The sequence below is a fragment of the Niabella terrae genome (assembly GCF_054783135.1).
In genome coordinates this window covers 20,702-37,237 of sequence record NZ_BAAGRD010000001.1, presented here as the reverse complement: position 1 = coordinate 37,237, position 16,536 = coordinate 20,702, and the positions used below count along the sequence as shown (strand labels likewise).

Below are 16,536 nucleotides of genomic sequence, written 5' to 3'. Positions count from 1 at the left end.
AGGCAGTTTAAATGATATGGTATGGCACTGATTGCACCTTCTTTACTGGCGGCTGATTTTTTAAACCTTCAGGGCGCCTGTGATCTGATTAATAACAGTCGTGCAGACTGGTTGCATCTGGATGTAATGGACGGACATTTTGTTCCCAATATCAGCTATGGTCCCATGGTCATTGAATTCGTACGCAAAGTGGTAAAAAAGACCTGTGATGTACACCTGATGATCGAAGGGCCCGGCCGTTATATAGAAACGTTCAGGAATGCCGGAGCCGATTGCCTGTCGGTGCATATAGAAGCCTGCCCGCGACTGCACCAGGATATCAGTCAGATCAAATCCCTGGGAATGAAAGCCGGGGTTGCGGTTAACCCGCATACGCCGGTCTCCCTGCTTTCCGATATCCTGCATGAAATTGATTTTGTCAACCTGATGAGTGTTAATCCCGGATTCGGGGGGCAGAAGTTTATTCCGTACACCCTGGAGAAGATCCGGCAGTTAAAAAAGATGATTCAGGAGCGAAAGCCCGAAGTCCTGATTGAAATCGATGGTGGTGTCACGCTGGAAAATGCTCCGGAAATATTAGAAGCCGGTGCCGATGTGCTGGTTGCCGGCAGTACCGTATTTGGTGCAGCGGATCCCGTTACAGCAATAGATCAGTTGAAGTCCTGCTGATCAACCGGCTGCTCCAGGCCGATCCCGGCATGATGGGTCACTGAGGCTATGAAGTAATTAACACCTGTTAACAAAATATTTTTTTCTTATAAGATTTTACAGGATATATTTGGAAAAGAAGGGCAGGCATTCTGCAATAAAGGACAGGATGACGCAAGTGAAAGCCGGTCGCCCTTTGCCGGAAGCTAAGAAGCTAAATTGAAAACAGCATTGACAGAAGCAATCATTAACCTGGAAACCGTTAACCCCATCGATTTTTTTGGTGTTAACAATGCGAAGTTCGATATCCTCAAAAAAAAATTTCCCCTGCTTAAAATTCTTTCCAGGGGCTCACAAATTAAACTGAGCGGAGCCCCCGAACAGATTCAGGCAGCCCGGGATAAAATAGGCCTCGTAATTTCCTATCTGGAACGAAACGGGAGCATGAGTAATAATTATTTTGATCAGATCCTCGGTGGCGACGACGCCGAAGTGATTGATCATTTTATGGAACGTCATCCCAATGAAGTCCTGGTTTTTGGCCCCAATGGGAAAAGCGTGCGGGCGCGTACGGCCAATCAGAAGCGGCTGGTGCAGGAAGCAGAAAAGAACGATATTGTTTTCGCGATCGGACCGGCCGGTACCGGTAAAACTTATACCGCGGTAGCGCTGGCCGTCAGGGCGCTTAAAAATAAACAGGTAAAGAAAATTATTCTCACCCGTCCGGCGGTGGAAGCAGGAGAAAGCCTGGGATTTCTGCCGGGGGATCTGAAAGAAAAAATTGATCCGTATCTGCGCCCCCTGTATGATGCACTGGATGATATGATACCGGCGGACAAGCTGGGATATTATATGACTACCAGGACCATCGAAATCGCGCCGTTGGCCTATATGCGGGGTCGCACTCTGGACAATGCCTTTATCATATTGGATGAAGCACAGAATGCCACGGACCTGCAACTTAAAATGTTTCTGACCCGGATTGGCGCCAATGCCAAAGCGATCATTACCGGGGATATGACTCAGGTGGATTTGCCCAAACACCAGCGGAGTGGGCTGCAGACGGCCACCCGGATTCTGAAGAATATTTCGGGCATCGGCTATATTGAATTGGACGAAGAAGACGTCGTAAGGCACAGGTTGGTGAAAGCAATCATCAAGGCATACAATGAGGAGCACGAAAGGCATTCCGATGATCGGTCAACAAAGAACTAAAGGTAAAATCCATTTTACCTTGAAGGGCGTTCGTTTAGGCGGATGCCTTTTTCTTTTATGCCTGTTGGCCTGCGGCACCCGGCAGCAGCATTTGGTGCAGGAAACCATCAGCAGGGCCAGAACAATCGTTCGATCGGGAGATCTTATTGTTCGTAGTGGCAGGGATGAGGTCAGCCAAACGGCCCGGGATTTTAACCGGGTAGAAAAAATCTATTCCCATTGCGGTGTGGTGCAGGTGGAGCAGGATTCAGTTTTTGTCTATCATGCCATGGGGGGGAGGGAAAACCCCTCCCGGGCACTTATGCGTCAGGACCTCCAGACATTTTGCAGCCCGGAGCAGGGGCGTGGTTTTGCCATTTATCGTTATCCCCTTACGCCGCGTCAATCCCTGCGGCTCTCCGGACTGGTTCAGGAAAGCTACCGGCAGCGACTGTTATTTGACTGGCATTTTAATTTCGAAACCGATGCGGAGATGTATTGCAGCGAATTTGTATTCAAATGTCTGAATCGGGCTTTGGCCGGGCAACTGCAGCAGGTCGTAGACCGGCAGGTGCCGCCGGTGTATATCAGCATAGATGATTTATACCTGCTACCGGGTATGATCCAACTGATCGAATTAAAATATTAACAGCCAGACGGCCTGCCGGGCTTGGGGGTATAGGGTCGCATGCTTACTTTTGTTGATACAAATGTTTCCCTGTATGCAACAATTTATAAAAATGCTGGCGGCCTGCCTCTGTGTTGTCGCTGTATTGGCGGCTTGCAATAGCCAATCCACCGGCAACGATCCCAATAAGGTATTGAATGAATTTTTCGTATTGCTGGCCAAAAAGGACCTGGAGGGGGCCGAACGCTATGTGACCAGTGACAGTAAGGCTACGATGAAAATGATTCGAAAAGGAATTGAAATGGCGGAACAGCAGTCTGAAGCGATGCCGCAGCGTGACCTGCTCAAGGATTTTGAAAGTCTTTCACTGGCGCCTGCAGTTATTTCGGAAGATACGGCCAGGATCAGGGTCACCGCAAAAAAGGGCAAACAGCCCGCAACTGAATTCATATTGATTAGGGAATCCAGCGGTTGGAAAGTGGACTTTACCATGTCTACCCTGATGAAAATGGGCCTGCAGGCCGGAGAAGAGACCCGCGAACTAATGGACCCCGCTGCAGTTGAGAAGACGCAGCAGCTCTATGACAGTGTCGTCCGTAATATCGATCCGGAAACCCTCGATGCCCTGAAGAAGCAACTCGATAAACTAAAATAGAAGCCATCCGGGTCTTTCATACCGGTATCTGGTTTTTATGAATTTTAAAATAACAGTAATGAAGCGGGTATATTTTTTTACAATCCTGATACTGGCACTGACTGCCTGCCAGTCGGAAAAGAAAAGGGAATCAGACAGTGATATTGATGCGGCCCGCAATTTTATACAGGCGGCGCTGAAGGGTAAATACGATATGGCCCGGCAGTACATGCTGCAGGACCCGGTCAACGAAGAGCGTTTGGATGCGGTATCCCGGGTGCAGTTGTCGCCGGAGGAAAAGCAGGGCCTCTGGGAGGCCAGCATTACCATCCACAGCCGTCATTTGCTGGGAGATACAGCCAGTATTATTATTTTTTCGAACTCCTATCATAAAGAGAATCGTGATACCCTGAAACTGGTAAAAAACGAGGGTCTGTGGCTGGTTGATTTTAAATATCTGTTTGACCCGCAATAAGAGGGGTTTTAGATGCCGGGAAATCGGGACACCGCAGGACAGTGAAAAACAACTAATTTTGGACTTTTGGTAAAAACCGCTGCGACAGCTACAAAAACATTAAACTTAAGCATGGCAACAGTGAATCACCCCTGGCATGGCGTAGGATACGGCCCGAATGCCCCCGAAATCGTCAATACCATTATTGAAATTCCGGAAGGCTCAAGGGCTAAATATGAGATCGACAAGCAGACAGGTCTGCTGAAACTGGATCGCGTCATCTATTCCTCATTTCATTATCCGGTAAATTATGGCTTTATTCCACAAAGCCTGGGTCAGGATCAGGATCCGCTGGATATTCTGGTACTCTGTTCCCAGACCATCCGGTCCTTCTGTCTGGTCCGGGCCAAAGTCATCGGTAATATGCAGATGATCGACAGCGGCGAGCGGGATGATAAAATTATTGCAGTGGCACAGGATGATCCTTCGGTGAACCATTATGACAATGTAGATCAGCTGCCCCAGCATTTTTTACTCGAGATGCGCAATTTTTTCGAACAATACAAAGTGCTGGAAGATAAGAAAGTCGAAATTGATGCCTTTCAGGACAAAGAAACTGCCCTGTCAATTGTAACTGAAGCCATCGATTTTTACCGGGAAACTTTTAAAAAACAGGGTTAAGCGGGGGACGCCCCTTTTTCACCCTGCAACCTTTCTGAGGCCAATTGCGTCAGATCTGCAGGGAGCAGCTAGCGCTGCGCCCTGAGCGATCCCGGTTTATTCCCCTGAAGATCCCGGACGGGCGACCGACCCGGTGCCGTATGAAAAAGGTTACCCGACAAGATATTAAATACAGAAACAACACAGATGAAGACCCGAACGAAACGCCTGTGCTATCTTATTATATTGCTATTACTACCTACGACCCTGGTTTTCGGGCAAACGGAATATTACAGGGCCATCAATTCCTATTTTCGGGTGGACCCCTATGAAGGCAGCTTCTCCGGGTTTGTGGAGGCGCTCTCTTCTGATACGGCACTGCATTTCAAGCAGGAACTCAAACAAACGGACACCACCGGTTACCTTTTAAAAGGCCATTACGATCTGTTCAATCCATTCAGCATAAATGCGGTTCAGGTGGACATGGTTTTTTATGAAAGAGAACGGGACACAGGTAAGGGAATCAAGGAACGAATTTTTGCATACCAGCTGACCGCTTTTTTTGAAGACAACCCCTACAACCGTAAGAAAGTGAAAAAGGACTATGCCAAAATGCAGCGGGTTTTTGACCGGAATATGAATTCCAATCCCCAGAGTCTGAAAGGGTATCAGGGCCTTGAAGACGGCGCACTGAATAATTTCCATTTTACGAATTATATCCAGCCCTCCGTTGTCATCAGCTGGCAAACGATGAAAGGCAGTAGCCAGCCCCGGCTGGCGTTGAGTATTGTCGCATATCTTGCACAGGTTCAGAATCGCGCCTATCCGGCCGGACATGGCGCCTGGTAATAATTCCCGCGCCTGATCAGGGCAGAAATCTGCGGATCAGTTTAAGCCGGTGGGTGCGCTGACCGGACTCTGCATGAATAATACCCGTAGCATCAATCGGATCGATTCTTACTTTTCCCGCTGCATGGATAATCTGGGCCGGCGAGAGCAGGATCCCTACATGTACAATTTCATCCTTATCATCAAAGAAAGCAAGATCACCGGGTAGGGCAGCTCCCAGGTCCGGGACTTCACTACCCTGTGCTGCCTGCAGGCGCGCATCCCTGGCTATCGGAATGCCGGATAATTTGTAAATCGTCTGACTGAATCCGCTGCAATCCACACCGAGTATGGTTTTACCGCCCCACTGATAGGGGGCATTCAGCCATAGGTGGGCTTCCCGGATCAGGGACAGTCTTTTATCGACAATGGTCTGGGGATGGAGTCCCGGGCCGGTATAATGATAACTGTAGGCGCGGGAAGCAGGTGCCTGGTGGTCGTAATAATAAAGTGTGGAACCCTTGGGGATATGCATGGGCAACCCCAGGAATTCAATCATATTTAAAAATTCGGGTGCCAGGTGCTGATCTTCGCGCAGGGCCATGTCTTCGTCAACTGCTGTAATCAGGTGACGGGTCACCCAGCCCTGGTAAGCATCGTACAGGCTTTCAACTTTTACCCAGTTGTCTTTTTTTTCCCTGAGAACCCTTAGCTTTTCACCGAAGAGCAACTGATTACTCATCTCTTGGCGGTGATTGGGTTTTTTGCGCATGGGTGCTGCGGGCACCGTAACGATTGCATAGTCCATCTTTCGTGATTTTGAAGGGCCAGACTGTTCAGTTGGTCTCAACTGTCGGAACTGTAAATATACTCCGGTATATTGAATAATTTGTGGAATTATCCTTAGGATGCATCTTAGCATAAATTTTAATAAATTCACAGGGTGCCGAAGGTCCGTTACCAAGATATAACCGATAGTGAATTGCTCCAGCGCTATTTGAAAGGCCGCGACAATCAGTGGCTGGGCGTGCTGCTCGAGCGGTACACCCTGTTATTACTGGGTCTTTGTATGAAATATCTGAAAAACGAAACAGAGGCCCGGGATGCGGTCCAGCAGATATTTTTAAAAGTTATTCAGGAGCTGCCCAAATACCGGGTCGATTATTTCAAATCCTGGCTTTATATGGTAGGCCGCAATTATTGCCTGACCCTTTTGCGCGATCGCAAGGGGAAAATACCCGTCCCGTTTGCAGAGGAGTCCGTACAATCGCCTGTTCCGGAACCCGCAGGGTCTGATTCCAGGGTTGATCTGCTGGAGAATGGATTGCTGGAGGCGGCATTAAAAAACCTGAATCCGGAGCAACATGAATGTGTAACTTTGTTTTATCTGAAGAAGATGTCCTATCAACAGGTCAGTCAAAGCACCGGCTACAGCCTTTTACAGGTTAAAAGTTATATTCAGAATGGTAAAAGAAATATGAAGCTGTACCTGGAGAAAAAATTAAAAGATCAGGAACCCGGCCATGTCGGATGAATTAAAAGACATATTATCCCAGTCAGACCAGCCACCGAGGCCTGAAGATGTTTTAAAATACTTAAAGCAGGAGCTGGATGATGCCCAGAACCACGAGCTGGAGAAAAGCCTGCAGGAAGATCCTTTTTCTGCCGAAGCTCTGGAAGGCCTGCAGCAGATCCGGGATCCCCGGCAGATTTCTATGATTGTGGATGGCCTGAACCGGGATCTCAGGAAGCGCACTGCAGCCAATAAGAAAAAACGGGCGGCCCGTATGCTGAAACCGCAATGGGTCCTTTATTTTTCTATTTTAATTTTTTTGATCCTGATCCTGCTGGTTTATTTGGCAGTTCATCAGGGAATGATACCCTGATTAAGGGAAAAATCCGGAAAATCTGGACTGATGCCTCCTAAATGCAGGTTTTGTGCATAAATCCCCTGTTTCCCACCCAAAAAGCTTCCCGCCCATATTAATTTAATGTTAACTGCACTATTCTCGGGTTTTACTGCGGAAATTTGCAGTAACAAATCTATTTGCACATGCAATGGAAGAAAATTACTACGAGTCTCGGGAACTCCGCTTACAGTCTTTGGAGTAATGGTCACAAGTTATTGACCCTGGCCTATGGGAATCAGTCCGATGCTGTTTATCTGGAATCGGAAACGGGAGAGAAAAGACTTTTCCATTACAAGAAACAGGGCCTTTTTAAAAACCGGACGGTGTTAGAAAATGAATACGGTGTAGGACTGGGGCGCATCAAAAAAGAAGCGGGACGGGAGTTTATTGAGATGGACGATACACGCTACTATTTCAGTTTCAAAAATAATCAGGTAGTCGAAATCATCAATGAAGCCACAGATCAGCCGGTCGCCGTTTGCAGCCTGGAAATGGATAATCCCACAGAGCAGACCCGCAAAGGACTATTAATGGTTTGCTGCCTCTACCTTGCCGGCCATAATCAAACTTACCAACAGGCTTCCCTGGTTTAGAAACTTTCGTAAATATCTTTGGCAAAACCTTCCAGCGAAGGATCGCGGGCGCCCATCAACAGCAATACGGAATCCGAATCCAGATGCGGTCGTAAATGCTCCAGCAATGCATTGCGGTCAGCTACAAAAAAAGCCTTTTTACCTGTAGCCCTTATGTCTTCGATCAGATCTGCTGCAGAAATATCCTTGGTTGTTGTACCGCCGGCATAAAAGATTTCGCTCATCCAGATTTCGTCATGATCTCTTAAGGCCTCACTGATCTGGCGGACGAATTCGGTCCGAAGGAATTTGGTCGGTGTATAACCATGCGGTTGAAACCAGGCAATCACTTTGTGGCTCACCGGCTGGCAGGAGCGGATGGCGGCGGCACATTTGGCCGGATTATGGGCAAAATCATCGATGAACCAGACCCCGTTTTTCTGCCCCAGTACCTGATTGCGCCGATAGATGCCCTTATAAGTGCTTAAAGCCGCTGCGGCTTCATGCACTTTGATACCACAGCAACCAGCTGCGGCCGTGGCTGCCAGTGCATTTTCCATATTATGCTGTCCGGCCAATGCCAGTGAAAAGGGTACCTGATTGATGCGGAACTGTATGGTAAAACCCGATTGTTCAAAATGATCAGCCAGATAGGCCGGCTGTCCGGCACTGTCGGTATAACCAAAATCATTGTCGGCATTCACAGAAAGTTCAGCGGCATATTCGTTGGAGCGATTGACGCTGAATTGCTGGCTATTGTCCCGAAACTGTTCGAAAAGCTGCCGGAGTTCACCGATTTCTTTATGGTCTTTTTCAATATTCAGCAGCAGGCCCAGCCAGGGATGATATTGTACAATAGAACCGTCACTTTCATCTGCTTCGATAATCAGCCAGCTGCTCTGACCCACCGCTGCATTCCCGATTTTTCCGGCTTCTATGATTGACGTCAGTCCCGCACCTGTAATGACGGAAGGACTATAACCACATTCCTGTAATATATGATAAAGCATGCCTGCAGTGGTACTTTTTCCACTGGTGCCACCGATGGCGATGGTTTTCTTTTCGGCAGCTATCAGTGCGAGCAATTCAGAGCGACGGATCACAGGAATGCCGGCCGCACGCGCCTGACGAATCTCAATAACACTGTCTTCAATGGCGGTAGAAGCTACGACCAGATCCGTTTGTTCCGTGATACCCTGACCGTCCTGTTTGAAACATTGGATGCCTTCGGCTTCCAGCTTCGCCTTTATGTCCAAAGCCTTGTTCTCATTGAAGAACCGATCGCTTCCCGAGACCTGCATACCGCTGCCCTGGAGGTACTGGGCGATCGCACTCATGCCGACGCCGGCAATACCAATAAAAAAAGGATGTTTTACGGATGCTAAACGGATTCCTGGAGTCATGGCACAAATGTCGCAGATTACAGGATCTTTACAAAAGTTCTGTCGTTTGAATTTGTAAGGAAGGTCTCCAATTATTCCTGAAATATGCGGGCCCGGTATGCGATCTATATTATCTTCGCAGGTCACTGGATCAGAATTTTGAATTATGATTATTAAGACACCGCCTTATTTGAAACCTGGAGATACCATTGGACTGGTATGCCCCGCAGGTTATATGGCTTTCGAAAAAGCGGCCGAATGCGTCCGGGTCTTACAGGAAGAATGGGGATATAAGGTAAAAGTCGGCAGCACCGTGGGCAGCCGTTCGGATACTTATTTTTCCGGCACCGATGAAGAAAGACTCCGGGATTTTCAGCAAATGCTGGACGATCCTGAAGTGCAGGCTGTACTGTGTGCCCGGGGAGGGTATGGCACCGGCCGGATTATTGACCGGATCAATTTCAAAAAGTTCCGGAAAAAACCGAAATGGGTCATTGGGTTCAGTGATATTACCATCTTTCACTGTCATCTGTATGCGAACTATTATATTTCGTCACTGCATGCACCGATGGCAGCTGCTTTTAACGATGGAGAAGCCTGTAATCCTTTTGTTCAATCCCTGCGGGACGCCCTGGAAGGACGTTGGGCGCGTTACAGTACTGCACCGCATCCGATGAACCGGCATGGGGAAGCTGTTGGGGAACTGGTTGGTGGGAACCTGGCCCTGCTGGTCAACACCATTGGTACGAAGTCTGAAGTAAAGACCAAGGGCCGAATACTTTTTATTGAAGACATCGGGGAACAGAAATATGCCATTGACCGCATGATGTATCAGCTTCGGAGGGCGGGTAAGCTCGATAAACTGGCGGGATTTATCATTGGAAAATTTTCGGATATAAAGGATACGGACCGAAGCTTCGGGGCCGAACTGGAGCAGATCATTTTTGACCAGGTACGCGATTTTAAGTATCCGGTATGCTTTGATTTTCCGGTGAGCCATGATAAGGAAAATTATGCACTTAAGATCGGCGCGGGTTATAAACTGAAGGTTGGCGGAAAAAAAGTTACCCTGGAGGAGTAAATGGCAGGGTCGGTGCGGCCGGTACCTGGACAGGGGTTTTAAACAAGTACCCGTGGGGATAAAAAAATCCCCAACATTGAAAATGTTGGGGACTTCATCAAAAACCATTAACCATTAAACCTTATCCTATGAAAATTCACTCCGAAATTAAGAAGAATAAATGCGTTCCGCAAACAGTTGTTCATAAAAAAATTAAAATTTCACATTTCTTTATAAAATTCTTTTATAATTAGACGGGGGAATGGCAGCGGTCCGGCCTGAAAATCAGGAAAAAGAGCGGATCGCAGAGGTTTTAAACGATAAAATGTAAATTACGGATATGGATAGACGCGTATTGGTAGCGATTACGGGGGCCAGCGGAGCCGTTTACCCTGCCAGGATCCTTCAGAAACTGCAGCAGATGCCCGGTCAATGGGAGCAGTTGGCGGTGGTGATCACCGATAATGCCCGTCAGGTCTGGGAAATGGAAATGGGCCGCCCTTTTGCTGCCGATGCGCCGGTGCGCTGCTTCGATAAAAATGATTTTACCGCACCCTTTGCTTCCGGGAGCGGCCAATATGATACCATGATCGTAGCGCCCTGTTCGATGGGGACATTGGCGCGGATCGCAGGAGGGATTTCCAATGACCTGATCACCCGGGCGGCAGATGTGGTTTTAAAGGAAAGGCGGCGGCTGATCTGCGTCGTCCGGGAAACACCTTACAACCTGATGCATATCAGAAATATGGAACAGGTCACCCTGGCTGGCGGCATCATCTGTCCGGCTACGCCCTCCTTCTACAGCGGAGCCCGAAGCCTGGAAGAATTGGCCGATACGGTCGTAGACCGGGTATTGGACCTGGCAGGGTTCAGGATATCCAGTTTCCGCTGGGGCAGCCCCTCGGACTGATCAGCTCAAATCAACCTTAAAGGGAACGGTCTTGGGCGGCAGACATTTTTTATCATCACAGACCTGATACTGCACTTTACCGGACAGGTTGGTCTTTGCGGGGCTTTTTACCGTTACCCGTTGTACAAAACTCACTTTATTGCCATATTGGTGGGCGCTGATACCCAAGGTGGCATCCCTGAACTTTTCCATTTTTCCGAGTTCCTTGGTCTTGCCGGTTACGGTAACCAGGGGATTACGGGTATAAGAGAATTTAGTGGGAATGGCAATGGCATCTTCGGGCTGGGACTGGGAATAGATATGCCAGCCTTTGTCCAGTTGCGCCGTCATGTAAATGTCGAAAGTATTGGCGGCTACTTTTTTAGCGGAAAAAGACCAGTTTACCGGATTTTCCTGCGCCAGCAGACTGCCAACAGCCAGTAAAAGACTTAGTGTTACGATCAATCGTCTCATAGTTACTTTTTATAATTAAAGATCAATTGCCCCTACAGGACGGTTTACCTAGCTGATAGGTTGTATCTCAGGCATCAAAAGCGCCTGAATAATATGTTTGCCATCGGTATTACCTAAAATGGAAGAACAGGCTCTTTCCGGATGGGGCATCATTCCGAATACATTTCGGTCGGCGTTACAGATTCCGGCGATATTTCTGGCAGCGCCATTGGGGTTCGCCTGGGGTGTTACCTGACCATCGGCCTGACAATAACGGTAAATCACCTGACCATTGGCTTCCAGCTCGTCCAGCACGGCTTCATCGGCATGGAACCGGCCTTCGCCATGGGCAATGGGAATTTTGTAGACGGTGGGCTGATCGGCATCGGCTTTCAGGTAGCCTTCCGGCCGGAGGTAGATATTCTCGCAAATAAATTTTTGCTTGTTATTTCTCAGCAGGGCGCCTGGTAACAGGCCGGATTCACATAGAATCTGAAACCCGTTGCATACGCCCAGGACTTTACCCCCTTTGCGGGCAAATTCGATGACCTGTCCCATTATGGGGCTGAATCGGGCAATTGCCCCGCAACGCAGGTAATCACCATAAGAAAAGCCGCCAGGCAGTACAATACAGTCCTCGGTAGTAAAATGGTCCAGTTTTTCATTTTTGTGCCAGAGCATTTCTACTTCCTGACCCAGATCATGGGTCAGCGCATCCTGCATGTCTCTGTCGCAATTCGAACCCGGAAAAACCACGATACCAAATTTCATTTGTCCTTTTTTTAAAATTTATAAGTTGCCAGAGGAGCGATCCCAAATCCGGGCTTATCAACCTGCACCCTGTGGCGTAATCACTGTAAATATTATAATGTTTTGCAAAGTCGGCCGTCTTTCGACGTCTTTTCCGACTACGAAAGCCTGTTTCCCGGTCTTTTCACCATTGTTCCGGACCGCAAAGGTAGTTTTTTTACAGAGAATCTATTGGGATGAACCGGAATATTCCCAGGGTCACCATCCGGGGCCCTCATATTGGAAAACAATGATGAAAATGACGGTGATCCAGAATAAAATCCGGGCATAGATTTTTTTGCGGCCGATATTCAGATAGCCATAACCCTGAAATGCTGCGATCGGTACCAGCATCAGCACCCAGTTTTCAAAACTGGGCAGAATGCGGAAAAAAGATATCGCGAAACAGATGGCCAGATACCAGAGCATCAGGTACCACATTTTACGAATATGTACCAGCATTTTTCCGGTCTGGGCATGGACAAAGTAAATGCCAGCCAGCAGGGGCAGCACCAGCAGGCAGATGGCAATGCCCTGCCAGAAACTGTATTTGATTTTATGAAAAACCATCGGGGAATGCTGCATGTATTCAGGAATATGCAGCCCATCCTGCAGCATCAGTGCGGCACCGTAAAAATAATAAGGCATAAAGGCCGCCAGCAGCAGCAAAATCCATTCTGAGAGCTGAAACGGCCGGAGTAAAGCCAGGGCCAGCAGGGACCAGAGCAGGAAAAACAAGGCGGGTAAATGAAACAGTGACGCGATACCGACCATCAGCCCTGCATTAAAAATGACTGCCCTGGCTGCTTTACCGCCATGGGCGTTAAAGAGCAGGATACAGCTGGCCAGCAGAAATACCGAAGCCAGCAGTGTAGAACTCAGCAGGTTGAACCCGGGCAAGAGGGAACTGATCAGCAGATAAGCCATACCGCTGAAGTAGTTGGCCTTTGACATCAGCCGGCCGTTATTGATAAAATTACTGAGCAGAAAAGCAATCAGTATATGCAGCAAAAAGGCGACCAGTGCATAAATCACAGGCTGCGACCTGCCCTTTGCCGAAAGCCAATCCAGCAAACCTGAATACAGCACTGCGTCCTTGGCAGTTGCAACAGGAGGGTGGGCATGAAAAAACACCGGTAATTTCACCAGAAATCCCAGTATAAGCAACATAACGATATTGCCCGGCGTTTTTTTTCCGAAGATGCCTGTCATCAGCAGTTATTTGCTACAAAAATAGACTTCAGCCCCAAGATAGCAAATTTCCCATCGCTGTAGCCGCCTTAATGGCGGCGCATCTGAAAACGGAAACCCAGGTAGGCGCGCCGGCCTTCCATCGGTGCATATACATAAGAAGGGTCAAAACTCAGGCCGTAAGGGTTGAGCGGTGTTACCAGGGGATACCCCTGCGCATCCAGCGCTAGGTTTTTATCGAATGGATCTTCTGCCCTGGCAATCAGAAAAGGCTGTTTTCTGGCCGGTGTCCAGTTGCTGAGGTTTTTGATGCCGCCAAAGAGTTCCCATTGCCGGTTCAGCCGCCAGCTGCACTGGATATTTTGTAGTGCCCACCAGGGGGAGCGGGGTTTTCTCGGGTCCCGTTCACTTAATAGCGGCAGCCGCATCGGACTGTAGAGGTTGCCGGTATAATCCAATTGAAAGCCGGAGGCCGGAAAACGATAGCTCATATTCCAGACTGCGGAAAAGTTTTCAGAGAAAAGCTGCCGGATTTTTTGCCCGTTTTCCATCCGGTACAGGTCCATGGCGGTGACACCCGCCCTCAGTGTGAACCGGGGCGGTAACTGCCATTCGGCATTCAGCGACATGCCACGGGAAATGGCATAACCCCTGAGGTTGTCATAAATGATCTGGTCGGGGTGACTGTCGTAATCTGCAATGATCTTATTGGTAAAGTAAGTGTAAAATGCAGAGAAATCCAGCTCCAACTGATGGCGGCCGGTTTGCAGGCGGTTATTGATATTTATACTGGCGTTCCAGGAGGTTTCCGGTTGCAGTGCCGATTTAAACACCAGGGTGCGCGCACCGGTCAGTGCGGCATGATCTTCTGTGAATACCTGGGCGACCCGGTAGCCATTACCCAGGCTGAAACGAAGGGTAAGGGGACGACCGGGGTGCTTCCATCGGTAATTGAGCCTGGGCGAAAGGATGCTGCCGTGCCGGCGTTGGTAATCCAGCCGTATTCCCATTAAAAGGGTGTTATTCTCATTCCACGAAAATTCATCCTGTAAAAAAATGCCGGGCAGCCCCGTTCGATCCGGAAGGTTCCGGCTGCTGTCTAAGGCGTCTCGGGTAGCAGGTGTATTGTCATCATAATAAGTATAGCGGTAGCTGATTCCGGTAAGGAGTTCGTGGCGTTGCAGGCTGCGCGACCAATGGAGCTGGCCGAAGATGACGCTTTGCCGCGCCAGAAATAATTGATCACCGTAAGCAGCATTCTGCCGATGGTCAGCGCCACTGAACTGCAACTGAACGGGTTCCTTAAAGGGAAGGGTATAGTTCCCAAATAACTCTAGCCGGTTGGTATAAATACTTTCCCCGTAGATATCCCTTCCGGCCCGGTTGGTCTTTTTCCAGTTCATTTCGCCGCCCCATCGGTCTTCATATACATACCTAGCGGCCATACCAAAGCGGCGATTGTCCTTACGAAGGAACCGCCATTTATTAAAAACTGAAATCCGGTGTTGCAGTGTTATGTCTGTAAAATGGTCGCCGTTCCTGTCAATGGGTTGCTGATAATTGAAATAATTGACGCCCAGTAGACCGTCCGCCTTTTTGCCGGCCCGGACGCCAATCGCAAGATCCTGATTGAATGCACCGGTTCCGGTGATAAAGCCTTCACCGGAAATGGTCTGACCCGGCTCCGGTTTTTTGGTGATGATATTAATCAGTCCGCCAACCGCTTCCGTGCCGTAGAGGGTGGATGCCGGCCCCTTAATAATTTCGATACGCTCGATCAGCGATTGCGGTATGCCGCTCAGACCATATACCGTCGACAATCCGCTAACCAGCGGCATCCCGTCAATCAACACCATCGTATAAGCCCCCTCCATACCGTTGATATGTATATCACCGGCATTGCAAATATTGCAGTTGAGTTGCGGCCTGATGCCATTGACCTGTTGGAGTGCTTCAAACACCGTTGCTGCCGGGTTGGCTTTAAAGTAGGCGGCTGTATACACTTCCACCGGAACCGGGCTGGAACGCCGGGAAACTTCTTTTAAAGTGCCGGAGACCACTACGGTTTCCAGTTGCTGTTCGAAAGGCCGTAGGACCAGGTCCAACTGAAGACTGTCTCCCGCATGCAGGTGAAGGGGCTTGTAAAGACTTTCACGACCCAATGCAGTGACTTGCAGCAGTTGTGCCCCCAGACCGGCAACCACTATATGGTAAACACCCAGGCTGTCTGAGGTGGTAGCCGGACCCTGCCGCTCCAGTTGGAGGCTGACACCTGCTAACGGACGACCGGTTTCATCCCGGACGGTTCCATAAATGGTAGCCGGCTGGGCATGACTTACCGGCATTTGCCAGAAGAAGATCAGGGTCAGGAACAGGCGTAGTAGGCAGGGCTTGAACAACATGATATTTTATTAATAAAATAATAAAGTTAGACATATCTAATAATATAAAAAAACTTGTCGAACAATTTTCTTTGTCTGGCTGGGATTCTTGTTACATTTGTAGTTATGGCATCCTATACAGAAGAAAATTATTTGAAAGCACTTTACGCGCTGGTTGAGGAAAATGGCCGTGTTACCGTAAATGAATTATCGAAAAGGCTGGCCATTAAAATGCCGACCGTTACCAGTATGATGAAGAAACTGGCGGCTCAGGGATTGGTGATGTATGAATCTTATAAGCCGGTCCGGCTGACGGTTGAAGGTAAACGCCAGGCTGCATTGATTATCCGCAAGCACCGGCTCACAGAAATGTTTCTGGTGGAAAAAATGGGATTTGGCTGGGAACAGGTTCATGAAATTGCAGAACAGATAGAACATATCCAGTCGCCAGCTTTTTTTGAAAGAATGGACGCCTTGCTGGGCCATCCTGGTATCGATCCTCATGGATCACCCATTCCGGATAAAAAAGGAAGAATCCTCCGAAAGTCCTATCTCCGTCTGAGTGACTGTAAACCCGGTGACCGGGTCCGGCTGGCTGCTGTTGTTCATACCTCCCAGGATTTTCTGATCTATCTGAATCAACATGAACTTCAACTCGGAGAACGGTTGAAAATTAAATCTATCGAAGCATTCGACGGGTCCATGGTGGTCAGCTATACCCAGCATCCGGCCACCCAGTTAAGTGCCCAGGTTTGTGACAGGCTGCTGGTTGAAAAATGAAACGGTACCCAACATGCATGCCGCTGGCAGCGACGACTGGACCGGTGGGCAGTAGCTTTAGGATATATTACTGCCGATGGGTT

At 48.7% G+C, this 16,536-nt stretch carries 19 protein-coding genes; 13 read left to right on the top strand and 6 right to left on the bottom strand.

The features are described 5' to 3' along the window. Positions 1 to 21: 21 nt before the first annotated feature. From rpe to ACYVI9_RS00120, 7 genes are all read left to right on the top strand, one after another. The gene (rpe, locus tag ACYVI9_RS00150) at positions 22 to 669 is read left to right on the top strand and encodes a ribulose-phosphate 3-epimerase (protein ID WP_460758997.1); all 648 of its coding nucleotides are present in this window, start codon (positions 22 to 24) and stop codon (positions 667 to 669) included. A gap of 210 nt (positions 670 to 879) precedes the next feature. After that, positions 880 to 1,863 carry a PhoH family protein gene (locus tag ACYVI9_RS00145; RefSeq protein ID WP_460758994.1) on the top strand — a complete coding sequence of 328 codons (984 nt, stop codon included), beginning with the start codon at positions 880 to 882 and terminating at the stop codon, positions 1,861 to 1,863. 19 nt (positions 1,864 to 1,882) lie between these two features. Then, a complete protein-coding gene (locus ACYVI9_RS00140; RefSeq protein ID WP_460758992.1) occupies positions 1,883 to 2,491 on the top strand; it encodes a C40 family peptidase in 609 nt (202 codons plus the stop codon). Between the two features lie 73 nt (positions 2,492 to 2,564). Beyond that, entirely contained in the window at positions 2,565 to 3,125 is a 561-nt protein-coding gene (locus tag ACYVI9_RS00135; protein WP_460758989.1) for a nuclear transport factor 2 family protein, read from the top strand. A 58-nt stretch (positions 3,126 to 3,183) separates the two neighbouring features. Further along, on the top strand, positions 3,184 to 3,579 hold the full coding sequence (locus ACYVI9_RS00130; RefSeq protein WP_460758987.1) for a nuclear transport factor 2 family protein: 396 nt from the start codon (positions 3,184 to 3,186) through the stop codon (positions 3,577 to 3,579). Between the two features lie 111 nt (positions 3,580 to 3,690). Then, a complete protein-coding gene (locus ACYVI9_RS00125; RefSeq protein WP_460758984.1) occupies positions 3,691 to 4,239 on the top strand; it encodes an inorganic diphosphatase in 549 nt (182 codons plus the stop codon). Positions 4,240 to 4,425: 186 nt separating this feature from the next. Next, entirely contained in the window at positions 4,426 to 5,067 is a 642-nt protein-coding gene (locus ACYVI9_RS00120) for a hypothetical protein (RefSeq protein ID WP_460758981.1), read from the top strand. A gap of 16 nt (positions 5,068 to 5,083) precedes the next feature. On the opposite strand, the gene ACYVI9_RS00115 is transcribed toward ACYVI9_RS00120, so the two are convergent. Continuing rightward, a complete protein-coding gene (locus ACYVI9_RS00115; RefSeq protein ID WP_460758979.1) occupies positions 5,084 to 5,854 on the bottom strand; it encodes a C40 family peptidase in 771 nt (256 codons plus the stop codon). Positions 5,855 to 5,989: 135 nt separating this feature from the next. Here ACYVI9_RS00115 and ACYVI9_RS00110 point away from each other — a divergent pair, with 135 nt between their 5' ends. The 3 genes from ACYVI9_RS00110 to ACYVI9_RS00100 all read left to right on the top strand — a co-directional run bounded on the left by ACYVI9_RS00110 (position 5,990) and on the right by ACYVI9_RS00100 (position 7,549). After that, positions 5,990 to 6,580: an RNA polymerase sigma factor gene (locus ACYVI9_RS00110; RefSeq protein WP_460758976.1), complete on the top strand. Its 591-nt coding sequence runs from the start codon at positions 5,990 to 5,992 to the stop codon at positions 6,578 to 6,580. After that, on the top strand, positions 6,570 to 6,932 hold the full coding sequence (locus ACYVI9_RS00105) for a hypothetical protein (protein ID WP_460758974.1): 363 nt from the start codon (positions 6,570 to 6,572) through the stop codon (positions 6,930 to 6,932). The genes ACYVI9_RS00110 and ACYVI9_RS00105 overlap by 11 nt, the downstream gene beginning before the upstream one ends. Positions 6,933 to 7,099: 167 nt before the next feature. Next, the gene (locus tag ACYVI9_RS00100; protein ID WP_460758971.1) at positions 7,100 to 7,549 is read left to right on the top strand and encodes a hypothetical protein; all 450 of its coding nucleotides are present in this window, start codon (positions 7,100 to 7,102) and stop codon (positions 7,547 to 7,549) included. On the opposite strand, the gene ACYVI9_RS00095 is transcribed toward ACYVI9_RS00100, so the two are convergent. Beyond that, positions 7,546 to 8,931, bottom strand: coding sequence for a UDP-N-acetylmuramate--L-alanine ligase (locus tag ACYVI9_RS00095; protein ID WP_460758968.1), 1,386 nt, complete (start codon positions 8,929 to 8,931; stop codon positions 7,546 to 7,548). The two genes, ACYVI9_RS00100 and ACYVI9_RS00095, sit on opposite strands and share 4 nt — an antisense overlap. Before the next feature lie 145 nt (positions 8,932 to 9,076). Between ACYVI9_RS00095 and ACYVI9_RS00090 the strand changes: the two genes are divergently transcribed. Beyond that, positions 9,077 to 9,991: a S66 peptidase family protein gene (locus ACYVI9_RS00090; protein WP_460758966.1), complete on the top strand. Its 915-nt coding sequence runs from the start codon at positions 9,077 to 9,079 to the stop codon at positions 9,989 to 9,991. 319 nt (positions 9,992 to 10,310) lie between these two features. Beyond that, the gene (locus ACYVI9_RS00085; RefSeq protein WP_460758963.1) at positions 10,311 to 10,880 is read left to right on the top strand and encodes a UbiX family flavin prenyltransferase; all 570 of its coding nucleotides are present in this window, start codon (positions 10,311 to 10,313) and stop codon (positions 10,878 to 10,880) included. Here the strand turns inward: ACYVI9_RS00085 and ACYVI9_RS00080 are convergent, their stop codons facing one another. From ACYVI9_RS00080 to ACYVI9_RS00065, 4 genes are all read right to left on the bottom strand, one after another. Further along, positions 10,881 to 11,333, bottom strand: coding sequence for a protein-disulfide reductase DsbD domain-containing protein (locus tag ACYVI9_RS00080; protein ID WP_460758959.1), 453 nt, complete (start codon positions 11,331 to 11,333; stop codon positions 10,881 to 10,883). 48 nt (positions 11,334 to 11,381) lie between these two features. Then, the gene (gene purQ / locus ACYVI9_RS00075) at positions 11,382 to 12,083 is read right to left on the bottom strand and encodes a phosphoribosylformylglycinamidine synthase subunit PurQ (RefSeq protein WP_460758956.1); all 702 of its coding nucleotides are present in this window, start codon (positions 12,081 to 12,083) and stop codon (positions 11,382 to 11,384) included. 237 nt (positions 12,084 to 12,320) lie between these two features. After that, entirely contained in the window at positions 12,321 to 13,313 is a 993-nt protein-coding gene (locus ACYVI9_RS00070; protein WP_460758954.1) for a hypothetical protein, read from the bottom strand. A gap of 68 nt (positions 13,314 to 13,381) precedes the next feature. Further along, the gene (locus ACYVI9_RS00065; protein ID WP_460758951.1) at positions 13,382 to 15,694 is read right to left on the bottom strand and encodes a TonB-dependent receptor; all 2,313 of its coding nucleotides are present in this window, start codon (positions 15,692 to 15,694) and stop codon (positions 13,382 to 13,384) included. A gap of 105 nt (positions 15,695 to 15,799) precedes the next feature. On the opposite strand from ACYVI9_RS00065, the gene ACYVI9_RS00060 reads away from it, so the two are divergent. Then, a complete protein-coding gene (locus ACYVI9_RS00060; RefSeq protein ID WP_460758949.1) occupies positions 15,800 to 16,453 on the top strand; it encodes a metal-dependent transcriptional regulator in 654 nt (217 codons plus the stop codon). The last annotated feature ends 83 nt before the right edge of the window (positions 16,454 to 16,536 follow it).